Annotated in this window: 13 protein-coding genes; 4 read left to right on the top strand and 9 right to left on the bottom strand. The window is 68.2% G+C overall.

Annotation, left to right across the window (positions count from 1 at the left end; genetic code table 11):
• Positions 1 to 3: 3 nt before the first annotated feature.
• The 4 genes from ACGFYN_RS23570 to ACGFYN_RS23585 all read right to left on the bottom strand — a co-directional run bounded on the left by ACGFYN_RS23570 (position 4) and on the right by ACGFYN_RS23585 (position 5604).
• Positions 4 to 453, bottom strand: a complete 450-nt coding sequence (locus ACGFYN_RS23570) for a hypothetical protein (protein WP_393867796.1) — start codon at positions 451 to 453, stop codon at positions 4 to 6.
• A 22-nt stretch (positions 454 to 475) separates the two neighbouring features.
• On the bottom strand, positions 476 to 1675 hold the full coding sequence (gene mqnC, locus ACGFYN_RS23575) for a cyclic dehypoxanthinyl futalosine synthase (RefSeq protein WP_393867797.1): 1200 nt from the start codon (positions 1673 to 1675) through the stop codon (positions 476 to 478).
• Between the two features lie 201 nt (positions 1676 to 1876).
• Entirely contained in the window at positions 1877 to 2620 is a 744-nt protein-coding gene (locus ACGFYN_RS23580) for a prepilin peptidase (RefSeq protein WP_393867798.1), read from the bottom strand.
• Entirely contained in the window at positions 2617 to 5604 is a 2988-nt protein-coding gene (locus tag ACGFYN_RS23585; RefSeq protein ID WP_393867799.1) for a BTAD domain-containing putative transcriptional regulator, read from the bottom strand. Before ACGFYN_RS23585 ends, ACGFYN_RS23580 begins: the two co-directional genes overlap by 4 nt.
• Positions 5605 to 5958: 354 nt before the next feature.
• On the opposite strand from ACGFYN_RS23585, the gene ACGFYN_RS23590 reads away from it, so the two are divergent.
• Together ACGFYN_RS23590 and ACGFYN_RS23595 are read left to right on the top strand one after the other, a co-directional pair.
• Positions 5959 to 6594 (top strand): hypothetical protein, encoded by a 636-nt coding sequence (locus ACGFYN_RS23590; RefSeq protein ID WP_393867800.1) that lies wholly within the window; start codon positions 5959 to 5961, stop codon positions 6592 to 6594.
• A 38-nt stretch (positions 6595 to 6632) separates the two neighbouring features.
• Positions 6633 to 7670 carry a hypothetical protein gene (locus ACGFYN_RS23595; protein ID WP_393867801.1) on the top strand — a complete coding sequence of 346 codons (1038 nt, stop codon included), beginning with the start codon at positions 6633 to 6635 and terminating at the stop codon, positions 7668 to 7670.
• A 123-nt stretch (positions 7671 to 7793) separates the two neighbouring features.
• Here ACGFYN_RS23595 and ACGFYN_RS23600 read toward each other — a convergent pair whose 3' ends face one another.
• On the bottom strand, positions 7794 to 8201 hold the full coding sequence (locus ACGFYN_RS23600; protein WP_393867802.1) for an ATP-binding protein: 408 nt from the start codon (positions 8199 to 8201) through the stop codon (positions 7794 to 7796).
• Between the two features lie 237 nt (positions 8202 to 8438).
• Here ACGFYN_RS23600 and ACGFYN_RS23605 point away from each other — a divergent pair, with 237 nt between their 5' ends.
• On the top strand, positions 8439 to 9290 hold the full coding sequence (locus ACGFYN_RS23605; protein WP_393867803.1) for a helix-turn-helix transcriptional regulator: 852 nt from the start codon (positions 8439 to 8441) through the stop codon (positions 9288 to 9290).
• A gap of 8 nt (positions 9291 to 9298) precedes the next feature.
• The gene (locus ACGFYN_RS23610) at positions 9299 to 9502 is read left to right on the top strand and encodes a DUF397 domain-containing protein (RefSeq protein ID WP_393867804.1); all 204 of its coding nucleotides are present in this window, start codon (positions 9299 to 9301) and stop codon (positions 9500 to 9502) included.
• A 62-nt stretch (positions 9503 to 9564) separates the two neighbouring features.
• Here ACGFYN_RS23610 and ACGFYN_RS23615 read toward each other — a convergent pair whose 3' ends face one another.
• The 4 genes from ACGFYN_RS23615 to ACGFYN_RS23630 form a co-directional block, all read right to left on the bottom strand.
• Complete coding sequence (locus ACGFYN_RS23615) at positions 9565 to 10008, bottom strand: hypothetical protein (protein ID WP_393867805.1); 444 nt, start codon at positions 10006 to 10008, stop codon at positions 9565 to 9567.
• Between the two features lie 85 nt (positions 10009 to 10093).
• On the bottom strand, positions 10094 to 10600 hold the full coding sequence (locus ACGFYN_RS23620) for a hypothetical protein (RefSeq protein WP_393867806.1): 507 nt from the start codon (positions 10598 to 10600) through the stop codon (positions 10094 to 10096).
• 41 nt (positions 10601 to 10641) lie between these two features.
• A complete protein-coding gene (locus tag ACGFYN_RS23625) occupies positions 10642 to 11151 on the bottom strand; it encodes a hypothetical protein (protein ID WP_393867807.1) in 510 nt (169 codons plus the stop codon).
• 51 nt (positions 11152 to 11202) lie between these two features.
• Positions 11203 to 15726: a DUF6531 domain-containing protein gene (locus tag ACGFYN_RS23630; RefSeq protein WP_393867808.1), complete on the bottom strand. Its 4524-nt coding sequence runs from the start codon at positions 15724 to 15726 to the stop codon at positions 11203 to 11205.
• Positions 15727 to 15767: the final 41 nt, after the last annotated feature.

Consider the following 15767-nt stretch of genomic DNA (forward strand, 5'->3'; position numbering starts at 1 on the left):
CCGCTACCGCCTTCTGTGCACGAGGCGACCGGCGCACACCGTGGCGAGGCAGGCGCCGGTCCCGTCGAACACGGCGAGGTCGGCGCGGCCGGTCGGGATGATCGCCGTGGGCCGGGTGCGCTCAAGGACGACGACGTCGTTCCGCTCGGCCGCGGCCCGCAGTTCGGGCGAGTCGACGTACTGCTCCAGGACCGCGACCGCGCCCAGCTTCAGCACGGCGTGGATGCGCTCGCGCGGCGACGGGGCGTCCGGGAGCGGCCCTTCGTGGATGCGCGCCGGCCCCAGGATGCCGGGCCAGCTGCGCACGCGCGCGTCCGGGAACTCCTCCCGTACCTCGGCGAGCGGGCCCACCGCGGCGATGCGCATCCCCACTACCGCGACGGCACCATCCTTGACGGGCTCCGTACCGTCCCGGGTGTACCGGACCTCGTCGGCGGCGTGAATTGTCAGCACAGGTAGGCCGGTTGGAGGCGAGTCAGTTGGACGCCAGGAGCTTCAGCTCCGGGTGGGCCGTGCCGCCCGCGATCGCCGTGGAGGAGATGTGGGACATGACTCGCTCGTCCACGGGGTCGTTCGCCGGGTCGTCGTGCACGACGATGTGCTCGTACGTCGTCGTCCGCTGGGCCGGGACGCGCCCCGCCTTGCGGATCAGGTCGATGATCTCGAGCCGGTTGGAGCGGTGCTTGGCGCCGGCCGAGGAGACGACGTTCTCCTCCAGCATGATCGAGCCGAGGTCGTCGGCGCCGTAGTGCAGCGACAGCTGGCCGACCTCCTTGCCCGTGGTCAGCCAGGAGCCCTGGATGTGCTGGATGTTGTCCATGAACAGCCGCGCGATGGCGATCATCCGCAGGTACTCGAAGAGCGTGGCCTGCGTGCGGCCCTTCAGGTGGTTGTTCTCGGGCTGGTAGGTGTACGGGATGAAGGCGCGGAAGCCGCCCGTCCGGTCCTGCACGTCACGGATCATCCGCAGGTGCTCGATGCGCTCGGCGTTGGTCTCGCCGGTGCCCATGAGCATGGTGGACGTGGACTCCACGCCCAGCCGGTGCGCGGTCTCCATGATCTCCAGCCAGCGTTCGCCGGACTCCTTCAGCGGCGCGATCGCCTTGCGCGGCCGCTCGGGGAGCAGCTCGGCGCCGGCGCCCGCGAAGGAGTCGAGGCCCGCGGCGTGGATGCGCTGGATCGCCTCCTCGACGGAGACCTTCGAGATCCGCGCCATGTGCTCGACCTCGCTCGCCCCCAGGCTGTGGATGACGAGCTGCGGGAAGTCCTTCTTGATGGCCGCGAAGTGCTGCTCGTAGTACTCGACGCCGTAGTCCGGGTGGTGCCCGCCCTGGAACATGATCTGCGTGCCGCCCAGCTCGACGGTCTCGGCGCAGCGCCGCAGGATGTCGTCGAGGTCGCGCGTCCAGCCCTTCGCCGTGTCCTTGGGCGCGGCGTAGAAGGCGCAGAACTTGCACGCCGTGACGCAGACGTTCGTGTAGTTGATGTTGCGCTCGATGATGTACGTCGCGATGTGCTCGGTGCCCGCGTACCTGCGGCGGCGCACGGCGTCGGCGGCCGCGCCGAGCGCGTGCAGCGGGGCGTCGCGGTAGAGGTCGAGCGCCTCCTCGGGAGTGATCCGCCCACCTGCGGCGGCACGGTCGAGGACGGACTGAAGGTCGGCCTTCTCGGTCACCGGGGCGTCCCTTTCGTCAAGGGTTGTGGACAGACCAGACCAGCGTACGCCAGGCGTTTTGCTCGTCCGACGTCAGGCCGCGCGCGCCCTGGATGTCGTCGGGCGGCGTGCGCCCCGGACGCGTCGGGCCGCGTGGACCCCGGATGCCGTCGGGCCCCGTAGGCGCCGGATGCCGTCAGGCCGCGTAGGCGCCGGATGCCGTCAGGCCGCGTAGGCGCCGATGAGGAGTCCGGCGAGCGTCCCGGCGATCAGGAAGGGCCCGAACGCGATGGCCGTCTTGCGCCCGGCCCGCCGCACGGCGATGAGCGCGCCCCCGTACAGCGCCCCGAGCAGGAACGCGGCGAAGGTGCCCAGCATGAGGGTCGGCCAGCCGTACCACCCGAGGGCGGCGCCCAGCCCGAGCGCCAGCTTCACGTCGCCGAAGCCCATGCCGCCGGGGTTGATCAGGAACAGCACGAAGAAGGCGCCGCCGAGCGCCAGGGCCCCGTACAGGGAGGTGAACCAGTCGCCCGCGTGCTCGGGCAGCAGGGCGGCCACGCCGAGCAGGACGAGCGCACCGCCCGCGAGCGGAAGCGTGAGCACGTCCGGCAGCCGCTTCACCCGGAGGTCGACGGCCGCGAGCAGCACGCCGACTGGCCCGAGCAGCAGCCAGACGCCCAGCTCCGGCCGGGTGCCGGTGGCGGCGGCGAGGGCGGCGCAGACGAGGGCGGTGGCGACGCCCGGGGGCGCCGCGGACCCGTAGGCCGCTTCCGCGGACGCGCACTGCCCGCAGTGCGCCCGGCCGAGCCAGCCGGCCACGGGATGCCCGCCGGGGCACCGGTCGCGCCACTCCTCCCCGGACGGCGCGGAGAACCGGTACGCGGCCCGCGGCAGCAGCGCTCCCGCCGCCGCGCCCCACAGGGCGGCGACGGCGATCAGCAGGGCCGTGCTCACACCGCCGTTCATCCCACGGCGGCGACGCCGCTGCGCCAGGACGGCAGCAGCTCGTCGAGCAACGCCTCGGTGCGCGGCGGCAGTCCGCGCGGGCCGCTGCGGTTCACGAGGTCGGCGGCGAGGGTCTGGAGGCGCTCCGCGTCACCGGTGGCGTGGGTGGCGCGCAGCAGTTCGTTCCACAGCCGCTCGTCGGCGGGGGCGGAGTTGAGGGCCGCGCCGAGCGCCTCGATCGCCTTCTCCGCGCGGTCCTTCTCCAGGTGGAAGGCGGACAGCGCGAGCCCGATGTCCGCGACGAGCAGCGGGAGTTGGGCGTCGACGATCTCGTGGGTGAGCCAGCGGTAGCGGCCCTCGGGCCGGTCGGCGAGCAGTGGGCCGCGCACCAGCACCAGCGCGTCGGTGAGCAGCCGCCCGCGCACGGCACGGCTGTCGACGCCCTTGCCCTGCGTGGCCTCGTGGTAGAGCGAGCGCAGCACGTCCAGGTCGGACACCACCGACTTGGCGAGCACCAGCCGCCCGGTCGCGTCGGCGGACAGCCGCGGGCTGCCGTCCGGGTCGGCGCCGAGCCAGTCCGCGAGGCGCTCCAGCAGCGCGTCCCGTACGTCCTCGGTGACGCCCCGCGGCCACAGCGCGGAGGACAGCACCCGCGGGTGCACGCCCTCACGGTGCAGAAGCAGCAGCGCGAGCGCCTCGTGCAGCAGCGCGCTCCGGTCGCCGTCCGGGGTGCCGAGGCCGATGATCTCGTACGGGCCGACGAGGCGCGCGTACACCGCGGGCCGCCCCTGCTCGCTGATGTCGACGAGGAACGGCGGGGTGGGCACGGGCCCCTCCGGCTCCCGCTCGGGGTCGGCCTCGACGAACAGCTCGACGACGGCGCGCTGGGTCGCCAGCGGCAGCATCTGGGCGTCGAGTTCGAGCCCGAGCAGCGGGGCGAGCAGCTTGCCCTCGCTGGTGACCTCCATCTCCCAGGCTGCGCCCGGCAGATCGCCGGTCTCGGTGCCGACGAGGTAGCCGATGCCGAGCCGGCTCGCGTCGGAGGCGAGTTCGGCGAGCTTGACGGCGTCCTCGGCCGACGGCTGCGCGGCGAGGAGGACGAGGTGCGGGGCCCAACGGGTGTGCTGGGCAGGCCCCGTACGCCCGGTGAGGACCGAGTCGTGCCCGGCGGCCCCGAGCGCTCCCCTGCGCTGCCGCGTCTCGGCCTCCATGGTCTCGACGAGGTCGTCGATGCCGTCGAGGTGGCGCAGCCGGTTGGGCGCGAGCGGGGTGAGGTCCTCGCCGAAGCCGACGAGGGTGATGGTCATGCGGTCCGACCACCCGTTGGTGGCCAGCTCCGCGGCGACGGAGGCGAAGACGGCGGCCCGGTCGGCCTCGCGGCCGCTCAGGGAGACGATGCCGGGCACGGACTCCAGGTTGAGCAGGAGCCGCGAGTCGTCCATGGTCCCGAGGCTGACGAGGCCGGGGTAGGGGGCAGCCGTGTCGACGTCCTCGTACCGCTCGGCATCGCTGCGGGCGAGCATCCAGAACGTCTGGTCCTGCCCGAGCTGCCAGGGCGCGGGCGGCTTCCCGGCGGGCTGGGCGAGTTGCAGATGCAGATCGCCGTTGCTGAGCCAGGCGGCGTAGACGGTGGGCAGGGCACGCGACTCACCGGCGAGCTGAGCGGCGAGGCCCCGCAGCGACCGGTCCAGCAGGCGTACGCCGTCGGGGTCGGCGCCGACGAGCAGGGCGTCCTGCGCGTCCGCGGCGTCACCGGTCGGCATCGGCGGCTCCATGCCGCGCCGCCCGCCGACGGCACCGAGCGCCGACTGCCACAGCGCCTGCCGGCGCCGCCGCCCGAGGGCACCGAGGAGGCCGGCGGCGAGGAGGGGGGCGCCGATGAGGGCCTGCGGCAGCCCGAACGCGCTGGCGAAAACGCCGGAGCTGGATGCGGCGGGGGCGGTGTGCTGCTGACCGCCGTCCGGGGCGGGCCGCTGATGGGGCACGGAGACCTGGTTGCCGCCGTGGCCGCCGCCCTGGGCCTGATCGCCGCCTTGGGCGTGATCACCCTGCGCGTGGCCGCCCTGCGCGTGGCCGCCGGACTTGGCGTAGTCGTGGATCTGCTGCTGGACGCCGGGCGCGGCATGGGCGTCGGGCGTCTCGACCAGCTCTCCGCCGTGCGCGTCGCCGGGCATCTCCATGATCCACCCGGGCCGGATGAGGCTGGCCTCGGACAGCCGCGAACCGTCCGGCTGGACACGGTCCTTGTTGAGCTCGTAGATCTCCTTGTACCGGCGCCCGTCACCGAGGTGCCGCTGGGCGATCTCCCAGAGGGAGTCGTGGTGGCGGCCCTCGGGCGGCTGGATCCGGTAGTACTTCGTGTCTCCGTGCTGCTTGGCGGTGCTGCCGGCGTCGGCCTGCGCGTGCGAGGCCTGCTCGGCGAGGGCGGCGGCGGTGCTCGCCGCCTGCTCCTGCTGCTGGGCGAAGATCCCGGGCGTCGCCTGCGCCGCGGCCACGGTGGGCTTCTGGTTCCCCTCCAGGCTGTGCCCGAGCTGCGACAGCCCCGGCGTGAGGCTGGCGGCGGTGGCGCCGACGAGCAGCAGGGCGGCGACGAGCTGGCGCGCGAGCAGCTGGCTGGGCCCGCCCCCGGGAATCCGTCCGGGAACCCCGACCCCGGACAGGGCGGCCTTCACCTCGACCAGCACGCACGCCGTGAACTGGGCCCAGGCGAGCCACACGATGACGGTCAGGATGTGCAGGAAGGTCGTGACGGTGATCTCACGCTGCAACCAGTCCAGACTCGGCACCCCGTGCGGCAGCGGCCACCCGATCAGCACGGCGAGCGCGCCCGGGACCCCGACCACGAGGACGAGCAACGCCACGAACGCGAAGAACGCCTTGACGAAGTCCCCGAACGAACGCCGCCGGATACGGACGGCCTGCGGCGTCCGGTTCCTCGGCCCCGTAGAGGCCGTCGAGTTGCCCGTCGAGCGTCCCGTCGAGCTTGAGGTGCTGCGTCGCGGCATGGCGGTGTCCTGGGTTGTGTGGTGTGTGAGGTGCGGTGGCCGTGGGGCATGTGGCTGTAGGGCGTACTGAGCCTACAGAGATCTTATGGACTCTGATCTGGCACGTCGAAGGCCGGATGCGACGACAACTGCCCACCCGCCAACCGGTAAGTCACCCCGTGCCCCCTAAGCCCGTTTTACCCCCGGAGACTCCGTCACCACGGGTTCACTTGCCTACGATCCACGCCCCCGCGCCGGTCACGCCACACTCCTCACATCCCCCACACAATCCCCCACCGGCCCGCCAGCCCCTCTTACCCGCCCCTGATAGCTTCGTTCCCCGTTGCACACAGCCGACAACGGGGGAGATCAACCGTGGCCCGCCGCGCACTGCCTTCAACTGCCGCCGCGTTCACCACCGCGGCGGTGCTCTTGCTCACCGGGTGCGGCGGAGGCGACAAGTCGTCCTCGGGGGACATCAAGGGGGCGGACACGGGGTCTGGCAGCCCTTCGGCGTCCGCGTCGACGGTTTCCGGGGTCAAGCGTCCCGACATCAAGCTTCCCGGCAGCTTCAAGGCGAACTTCGCCGACTGGACGAACAGCGACCCCGCCCTGCAGACCGCGATGAACGACGGCAAGGAACGACTCAGGGCGTCATACGCGGCAATCATCGCCGGCGACCCCGAGTACAGCGCGCTCTCCTTCTACAGCGGGACGTCCGCAATGAGTACGGGCGCCAAGTGGATCAAGGGTTACAAGGGCTTGACGATCGTCGGTCAGGTCAAGGCTTACAACCCCGAGATCTCTTACATCGGCGATGCCAAGAAGCGCGCCACGCTGGCCTATTGCGTGGACGAGGGCAAGGGCTACAGCAAGGATCTCAAGACAGGCGAGAAGTCAGGCACCCCCAAGGGCGAATCCCCTCTGGTCGAATACCGGACGAGCCTCGGCAAGCAGGCCGACGGCGTCTGGAAGACCATGACAGTGGAGACCCAGCCGGGGGGCTGCTGACCATGGGCGTCACGCGCAGGACAAAGGTCGGAGTGCTCATGTCCCTGGCGTTGGGAGCCGCCCTGCTCCCAACGTCCGCGTCGGCACTCGGCAAACCGGGCCACGAAGGACAGTCGAAGTCACCCTCTGGGGGCAGGCACGGCAAGAACGTCTACGCCTCCGCCGCCTACTCCACGATCAAGGTCCGCCAAGTGAGCGGCCCCACCGGCGGCAAGCGCGGCAGCCTCTCCTCCGTGGACGTCAACTGGAAGCCCCCGGCCTGCTGGTACGAACCCGTCTTCACCGGCCAGGAGCTGAAGGACTTCGTCGACCGCAACGACGGCGACGGTGACGTGGGCCTCCACGAGTCCTGGTTCGGCAAGGGCCTGTGGACGGACCACTACCAAGACGGCAAGCCAGAGCACAACTTCGACGACGCGTACACCGTCGCCGAGGGCTACAAGAACTGGAACATCGGCAAGGACGGCTACTTCTGGCGCAGCGTCGCACCGGACGAGAGCGACCCCGGGTCCTGGGACTGCGGCAAGATCATGTTCTGGCAGGACGCCGACGTGGTCCCCAAGGTCGCCCACGCCCCCACGCCGAAGATGCTCGCCGAGTACGCCTACAACAAGGTTCAGGTCCCGGACACCGAGATCGAGGTCAAGCCCACCGCCAAGTCCACCGTGAACCTGCCCACTTGGGTCTGGCTGGACAAGGGCAAGTTCAAGGAGATCAAGGTCCGCGCCGAACTCCCGCGCACCAACCTCTGGGCCGAGACGACCGCCAAGCCGGTCGCCCTGCACCTGGACCCGGGCACACAGGACGCGACGACCTTCCCTGACTCCGGCGACTGCAAGATCAACGAGGACGGCTCGATCGGCACGCCGTACAAGAGCGGCGACGCCAAGCAGACCCCGCCCTGCGGCATCACCTACCTCCACGCCTCGAACGGCACCCCGTACCACCTGAAGGCCTCCATCACCTGGCAGGTCTCCTGGGAGGGCACGGGCGGAGCCAAGGGCGACCTCCCCGACGGCACCTTCGACACGACCCAGGACATGAACGTCCAGGAGATCCAGTCGGTCAACCGCTGAGCCACTGGGCCTGAACAGCCCGCTGTGGCGTGCGCGCCACGCCACAGCGGGGCCCCTCCTCACCGCATGCGGTGGTGACGACTCGCCAGCTAGCTACTCGGTCGGGGCACCTTGACGGACTCCCTACACGGCAACGAGGTCACACCACACGTACTTGCCCCGATTCCCGCCCCTGGCCAACGGCTGCCACCCCCACAGATCCGAGCAGGCCCGAACCAGCGCCAGCCCCCGCCCCTCCTCCAACTCGGTGACTTGCTCCAACGAGCCCGGCGGTTCAGGCGGTTCAGGACTCGCGTCCCACGCCCCGACCCGCAGCACGCCGGCCGCCCACCGCACCCGCAGCGCCGCGGGTCCCTTGGTATGCCGTACGGCATTGGAGACCAGCTCCGTCGCGAGCAGCTCCGCGGTGTCGACCAGCCCGATCAAGCCATGCATGGTCAGGATCAGGCGGAGGGTGCGCCGGCAGATGGTGACAGCACGGGGGTCGTTCGGGATGTAGAGGGAGTACTCCCAGGGATCGTTTTCCAGCATGGCTGAACTCCTTTGAGAGAAGGGGAGTTGGCAAATCACACCGCGATCGCGGTCGGTGGCAGTGCCGCAGCCGTCACGGCATGACGGAGTGGTGCGCTTCCGGGACCACTCGGTTCCGCAATGTGAGCGTCGCGTCACCGACAGTAGGGCCACATTTTGGGACCGTGCAAGTCGTTGCCGTAATGTGCCACCCGAACGAAGCGCTGCTGCACAGCTGTTGGGGCCAGGAAGGAAGCCATGGCGCGCAGGAAAGAACCCACCGCACGCCAGCAACGTCTAGGTACCGAGCTGCGAAAACTCCGTGAGGCTGCCGGACTCAAGGGACGCGAGGCCGCCGCACTGCTCGGTACCGACTCGGCCCAGGTGAGCCAGATCGAGTTCGGCACGGCGGGCGTGAGCGAAGAACGCGTACGGCGGCTTGCCGCCCACTACGCGTGCGCGGACGCCGAGTTGACCGAGGCACTGGTGGCCATGGCCGTCGATCGGACACGCGGCTGGTGGGAGGAGTACCGAGGCCATCTGCCTACGTCATTCCTGGACCTGTCCGAACTGGAGCACCACGCAAGTTACCGCTGGGACGTGGACTTCCTGCACGTCCCTGGCCTTCTGCAGACAGAGACTTATGCCCGTTCGCTCTTCGCCTACATGAATCCGGACTTCCCGGAGAACGAGTTGGAGCGCTGGGTGGAGCACCGCATGAGACGGAAGGTCATCATCGGCCCCACGAGCGCCACCCCGTACGAGACGGTGATCCACGAAGCGGCGCTACGTATCAGGATCGGCGCCCGCAATGGGCAACGGGTTCAGCTCGCCCGCATCCTGGAGTTGTCCGAAGCGGACCACATCACCGTCCGCGTCATCCCCTTCGACCTCGACGGCTTCGCCGGAGCCGGCAGCGCCATGGTGTACGCGGGCGGCCCGGTCCCCGGACTGGACACCGTCGTACGCGACGGACCTCACGGAACCGTATTCGTCGATGCCGAAGCTCAACTAGGTCGCTTTCGAACGCTCTTCCGTAAAGTGGAGGCAGCGTCACTGGAGCCCGGGCGCTCACGTGACTTCATCAAGCAGCTGGCGAAGGAGTTGTGAGACACACCATGCCTACCCCCGACACCTGGCGCAAGTCGTCCTACTCCGGCGGCGGTGAGGGCAACGCTTGCGTCGAGATAGCGAACCGCCTCACCCACGTGGCCATACGCGACTCGAAGGCCCCGGACAAAGGCATCCTGTCTCTCCCCACCACGTCCTTCACCGCGTTCATCGACGCCCTCAAGGCGACCACGTCACCCGAACCCGCCTGATCCAGCGGCCGTGAGCACGTCGTAGCCAAGCTCCGTCTCGGACACCAGGGTGTAGCGCTCCGTCATTCCGGCTTCCCAGATCTCCGAAGTCGACGCTCGCGCAGGGTCCGCCAGGCGTCAGCAACCGCATCTGCGAACCGCAGCCACCACCCTTCCGTGGCATTCCGCACCGCGCTCACGCCCCATCGCCACTTGAACCAAGGCGGCAACTTCCGGAACGGCACGAACGTCAGCGTGTCGCCGATGGCGTACACGGCAAGGCCGTTGGGGCCTTCCGCACGGAGCGCGGCATACAATTCAGCCGTCAACTCCCCATGGCGCCGGGCCACGACCCCCGCAGCGGTGAACGCGAATCCCCGCTGGTCGGCGTCAGCCAGCCCCATCGCCCTGACAATGCGAGGCGACGCCTCCTCCAGCGAACAGTTGAAGGCCAATCCAACGACCGCCGAGCCAAGATCCGGCTCCCCTCGATCGAATGCGGCATCCAGCGCGGCGGGGTCATTCATGTGCGGTCTGCTTCGTCTGCGCCGCGCTGTCAGCGCATGAGCCGAACGGCATCGAACCTCTCCAGATGCAGCCCTTGGTATTCACTCAGGCTGGGCAGGAGCCGGTACGCCCAAAGACACGTGCCGGCTTGTCGTCCACTGCGTCACCGTCTGAATTCGCGTGCGCGCGGTAGCGGGTGATTGCCTCGTCGAGCGTCTCTCCCCCGGAGAACTCGCAGGCGTACGCGGGATACATCAGGCGCACATGCTCCGTCAGTTCAGGCTTCTCCGCGCGATAGAAGCGGTGCACCTCCGGTGCGATACCCACGACTGCGTCGAAACTGCGCCCGGTCGGCGGCTCGAAGCCCTCAAGGGAGCCGAGGAAGGCGTTGCGGGCGAAGATCTCGTCCTCGTGCTCCCGCGCGAATCCGAGCGTGCGGGTCGCGAGAGCCGGATCGAACGAGTCACGGCTACTCAGCTGGAGCAGCCGCTTCCCGTCGGCGGACAGCGCCCTGGCAAAGTCGATCCCCGGCGCCGGCGACCATTGCCAACTGTCCGACAGAGCGGGAAGAGGCTCTCCACCGAATTCCGCCACTACAGCACGAATGTCCACGTTGCCTCCGTGCCCTATCGAGGTCCATGCCGAGACGTAGCTCAACCGGATCGACCTGCCCGCGGGCCGAGTGGACCGAAGGAGCTCACAAAGTCGTCCACCACCCCCTCGGAGAACGGATCGGCAGCAGGATCCTCGGGCGTCACCAGGCTCACGGCGTAGTACTCGGACAAGAGCAATGATGTTCCCTCGACTGCCTCGATGGCCTCGGGAGATTCGGCCTCGACCCCGGACACCGTTTCGGCTTGCAACGTATGGGCGTGGAGTCGGTAGAAGACGGAGTACGGTCCTTGCCCTGATGCATCGAGCGCGTAGCCGTTCTCTTCCCAGAACGTCTCCATCTCATGGCCGGAAGAGAAAGTGACGATGCCCGAATAGTCGTCGTCTTCGGCCTCAGGGAGGCTCCAGTCCACCAGAGCCTCCGTGGCGACCGGTTCGCCGTACAGGAACAACCCAGCCCATCGCTGGTGCCCGCGTCGGACGAAATGCCTCATGGCCTCCGGGAACGACATGTCCACGATGTAATCGGTCGAGTAGCCAGTGATGTCCATGAGAAGTTCCTCGCAATGTGACGGTGCATACCGATGATGACGTGCGCGTCGTCAGCCCTTCCAACCCGATGTCGGACCGTGGTACCTGATCGCGTCGCGCGGGATGGCCACATCGGAGTTGGAGAACCAGATGTGGTCACGACCTCCCCGCAAACGGCCCGAGAACAGCTTCTTCTCGGCCTCGAACTCGATCATGTACTCACTCTTCTCCTTCGTGAGACCAAGGTAGGACTTGAACCCACCTGGCTTCTTGGCGATTTCAGCCGGGCTCATGGGACTGACATACACTGCAGCCGCATTCTTGCTCTTGGTGTTCCTCGGGACCTTGAGGGTGATCCCGTCCTTTCCACCACCACCCATGATTTTGTTGTAGCCATTCTTGTCCGTGTAATGACGAATGATGGCTTTACAAGAGGGCGCCAATCCCAGGGGGTCGATCCAGACGAGCGGATTGACGACATAGCTGTGATGGTTCGGAGCGGGCTCCAGGCCGAGCGGGTCTGGGCTGTGGTAACGCGCCGTACCTGGGTCGTAGTACCGATGAAGGTTGTAGTGGAGTCCCGTTTCCGTGTCGAAGTACTGACCGGGAAAACGCAGCGGGCAATCCTCGATCGCTGGGGACCGACTCGCCAGGGGGAAACCCCACAGGGTGAACCGAGAGCGCCAGACCGTCCTGCCTGTCTCGTCGACGAGTTCCGTGGGCGTGCCCACGAGGTCGGTGACGATGGAGTAGAACTGCTCATCCACCCAGGCGTGGTCGTCTTCCCTTCCGCCGGAACGGACTCGCTGAGTGAGAGGGCGGTCGGTCCCCGGTTCCCAGTCCCATGTGGTGACACGGTTCTCGCCCTCATCAGGTGTGCTCCACCGACGCTGCTCCGCCAGTCGAGTGCCGTCCCACACGAAATCGGTGCGCTCGATCACCGTCGCGTCATCCCCGGACAGACGTTCCTTCGCGATCCTCCTGCCCAACGGGTCGTAGCGATAGCGCCATCGACTCCCGTCGGGAGTGGTGACGACGCGCAGTCGGTCCTCCGCGTCCCAGGTGAAGAGCCAGGTACGTGATCCGCCCGACAGGAGAGAACGCGTGTGCCGCACCACCCGGCCCTGAGCATCGTGTTCGTAACGCGAGCGTCCGGCGGTCTGCACCAGCGTGCCGTTGTATGCCATCCGCCCGTTGACGCCGCCTTCTCCTATGGCAGTGGGCAGTTCCGAACGTGTGAGGTTTCCCGACGCGTCGTAGGCGTACGTCTCCTGTCGGTCCTCGGCCGTTACGCCCGTGACCCGCCCGGCCACGTCGAGTTGATACGCCACCGGGCCCGTGACCGAGTCGCTGATGGTGTGGGGCAGACCGTCAGCGCGGTACGAGTAGCGTCGATCGAAACTGCCCGCTGCGACTCCCGGCCCGCGTACGGCCTGAGACACGAGGCGATGACCCGAAGACCACTCGTGGCGCAATGAAGCACCGGACGGCAGGGAGCGAAGGACCTCGTGTCCAGCGGCGTCGTACACGAACCCCACGCTTCGCCCCGAACCGCGCAGTTCGACCGGCTGATGTGCTGCGTCGTAGCTCCAAACGCTGACCACCCCGCTCGGGGTCTGCCGTCGTACCCGTCGGCCGATGAGGTCGTACGCATTGGTCAGCACTCGGCCATTGCATGTCTCCGTCAGGACCCGGCCGTGTGCGTCATACGTGAATCGCAGCTCGGCATCCTGGTTGGCCGCTCGGACGAGGCCGCCGCCCTGGTCGTACTCGAAGTGGGTGACGTGTCCGACTGAGTCTGTCTGTTCGATCACCCGGCCGAGGAGGTCGTGACGATAGCGAACCGTCTGCCCCGCCCCGTTGGTCCGCTCCGAGATCCGGTTCGCGGCGTCGTAGATGTAGGTGACAGTGCGTCCGTTGAAGTCCGTCTCCCGCACGACATTGCCCAGACAGTCGTACTCGTAGGTCCAGGTGTGACCCAGAGCGTTACGGACCCTTACTGGACGGAGTTCGGTGTCGTGGACGAATTCGATCCGTGTGCCGTCCACGGCAGTTCGGGCAGCGGTCCGGTCGAACGGAGCAGGTTCAAAGAGGGTGTTGCCGTTGACGGCGTCTATGTGGGCAAGAAGGTTTCCCTCGGCGTCATAGGCCCAGCTTTCCTCGGAGCCGTCGGGGTAAGTCCTTCGTGCCGGCAGACCTTCGACGGTCCAGCCCACCACCGTGGTGCCACCATCGGCCTCGACGACCTCGCGGACCCGCCCGAACGCGTCGTACGCGAACCGCGTGCATGCGCCCAGTGGCGAGATGACCGTAGTGGGGAGACCCGCCGCGTTGTTGCGCACCCGGCTCTCGTTGCCGAGTTCGTCGGTGACGGTGGCGACGGCGCCGTGCTCGTCGTATGTGTGGGCGGTGACGGCGCCAACAGGGTCGGTGATCGCGGCGACATTCCCGGAGTCGTCGTACTCGTAGTGCCAGCGAGCACCGTCCTGCTCCGTAGCCGAGAGCAGTGCGCCATGGGCGTCGTATGTGTATTGGGCGAGGCTTCCATCAGGGTGAAGGACCTTGATGGTGTTGCCCACTTGGTCGTATTCGTAGGCGGTGGTCCGGGAGAGCGGGTCGGTGAGAGAGACGAGGTTGTCGTAGCGATCCCAGACACGCGTCGTGGTGTGGCCGAGCGGATCGATTTCTGCGACAAGCTGGTATGCGTCGTTGAAGCGGTAAGTGGTGCTGTGCCCGAGAGAGTTCGTTGCCACGGACGTGTGGTTCTCCGTGTCGTAGGCATACGTGTAGTCGAGGATGCCATCGGTCCCGCACGTGCGAACGCAGCGGCTCTCGGCGTCGTACATGTAGCGATACCAGCTCCCGTTGCGGTCCTCCCACCCAGTGATTCGGCGCTGATCGTCGTACGTGAGGCTGAGGGGCAGCCCGGAGGAGTTACGGATCTCCGTGAGGTTGCCGTGGGTGTCGTACTTGTATCGCAGGAGGGTCGGCTGCTCAGGGTCGCTGAGCAGGGTGAAGGCGCTGACTCGGCCCCCTTCGGTGGCCACGCCGATCCGGTAGCCGCCGGTGTGCGCTACCTCTTCCGGAGCGCCGTCGGCCCCGTACGAGACGTCGATCGCATTGCCGTTACGGTCGCTGAGGGCAGCCAGGGGAAGTTCTGCGAGCGACCTGCCGGGCAACGGCCGAAAGCGCAGCACCAAGCCGGAGTCAGGTTGTCGCACGCTCAGGGTGGCGGAGTCTGGTCCGTCCCACTCCAGCGGCCACCGTGGACCCTCGACCGGATACACAGGGACACCCTGCTCCGGCACGGGATAGGTGAGGATCATGCCGTCTGCCGTGGTGAACCGGGCACCGTCCGCATCCAGGATGAGGCGCTGGTCCAGCGTCGATGCCCAAGCGGGTCCGAACCAGCGTCCAGACCGGAGGCCGGAGCGGTGATGCCGCTCCATTTCCAGGGGCAGAATGCCGTCCAGCACGAAGTCGGTTTCCGACATGACCATCTGCCCGGTGGCCATGTCGATCGGGTCACCGCAGGTGAAGAGCTTCTTCATCTGCCGGCCCAGGAGACGAGTGCTCTTCCCCAGCCCCTTCACACCGAGCGACATGCCCTTGAGACCGGTCTTGCCGAGGGCTCTGGCCCCCTTGGCCAGCTTGCCCAGCGACGTCAAACCCTTGCCGCCAGGTATGCAGTCCAGCGCCGCGAACGCCACGTCCCACAGGGACGCTTGGCCTTTGGAGTATTTGTAGAGCGTGTCCGCCAGGACCACGAGTGCCGCCACCAGGACGATCGCGCCCAGAATCGGGCCGCCAATGATCATCGCGACGATGCCGACGACCGCCACGACGACCTTGCAGACCGTGACGATCGTGTCCCAGTTGTCCTCGAACCAGTCGCCTACGTCCTCCCACCAGGAGCGGTTCTGGATGCCGGCGTCGGAGGCCTCGTCGATCTTGTGTTTGGCCTCGCGGGCCGCGTCCTCGCGCATCTTGCGGGCGTCCTCGGCCATCTTCTTCGCGGCGGAGAGGGCGTCCTGGGCACCGGTGACGTCGGACTGGGCCTTGGTGTGGGCGGACTTGGCGTGCTGGACGTCGCGGGTGGCGGCGCGGACCTTTGACTCGTCCGGCTTGTCGGCGCCGGACTTGCTGCCGGTGGGGTCGTCCTTGTACTTGTCGGCCTCCCGGCCGGCCCGGGTGACCCAGGAATCCGCCGACGACAGGCGGGACTTGGCCGACGACAGGTCGTGCTGCGCGTCGCGGCCCTTCGCCAGCGCCTTGTCCGCGAGGGCCTGCGCGCGCTCCAGCTTCGGCCAGTAGGCCGCGAGGGCGTCGCCGCACATCTCGTACGACTTCTTCAGCTTCTTGAGGTTCTTCGGGACGCCGGAGAACTCGTCCTTGAAGACGGCCGCGGACTTGCCGGCCCACTTCAGGGCCGCGTCCTCCTCCGCCATGCCCTTGACGATCTTCAGGGCGTCGGAGACTTCGTCCGCGAAGTCGTGCAGGGTCTTGGCCAGGGTCCGAACGCGGTCGGGGTCGCCCGGTGTGGGGTCCTTGTCCAGGTCCAGGACATGCCAGTCCCTCGGCCGGTTCCCCGCCATTCCGCAACCCCCGTCACGCGCACATCAACTGCAACAACCGT

Source organism: Streptomyces sp. NPDC048419 (assembly GCF_043200415.1).
In the GTDB taxonomy this organism is placed as follows: domain Bacteria; phylum Actinomycetota; class Actinomycetes; order Streptomycetales; family Streptomycetaceae; genus Streptomyces.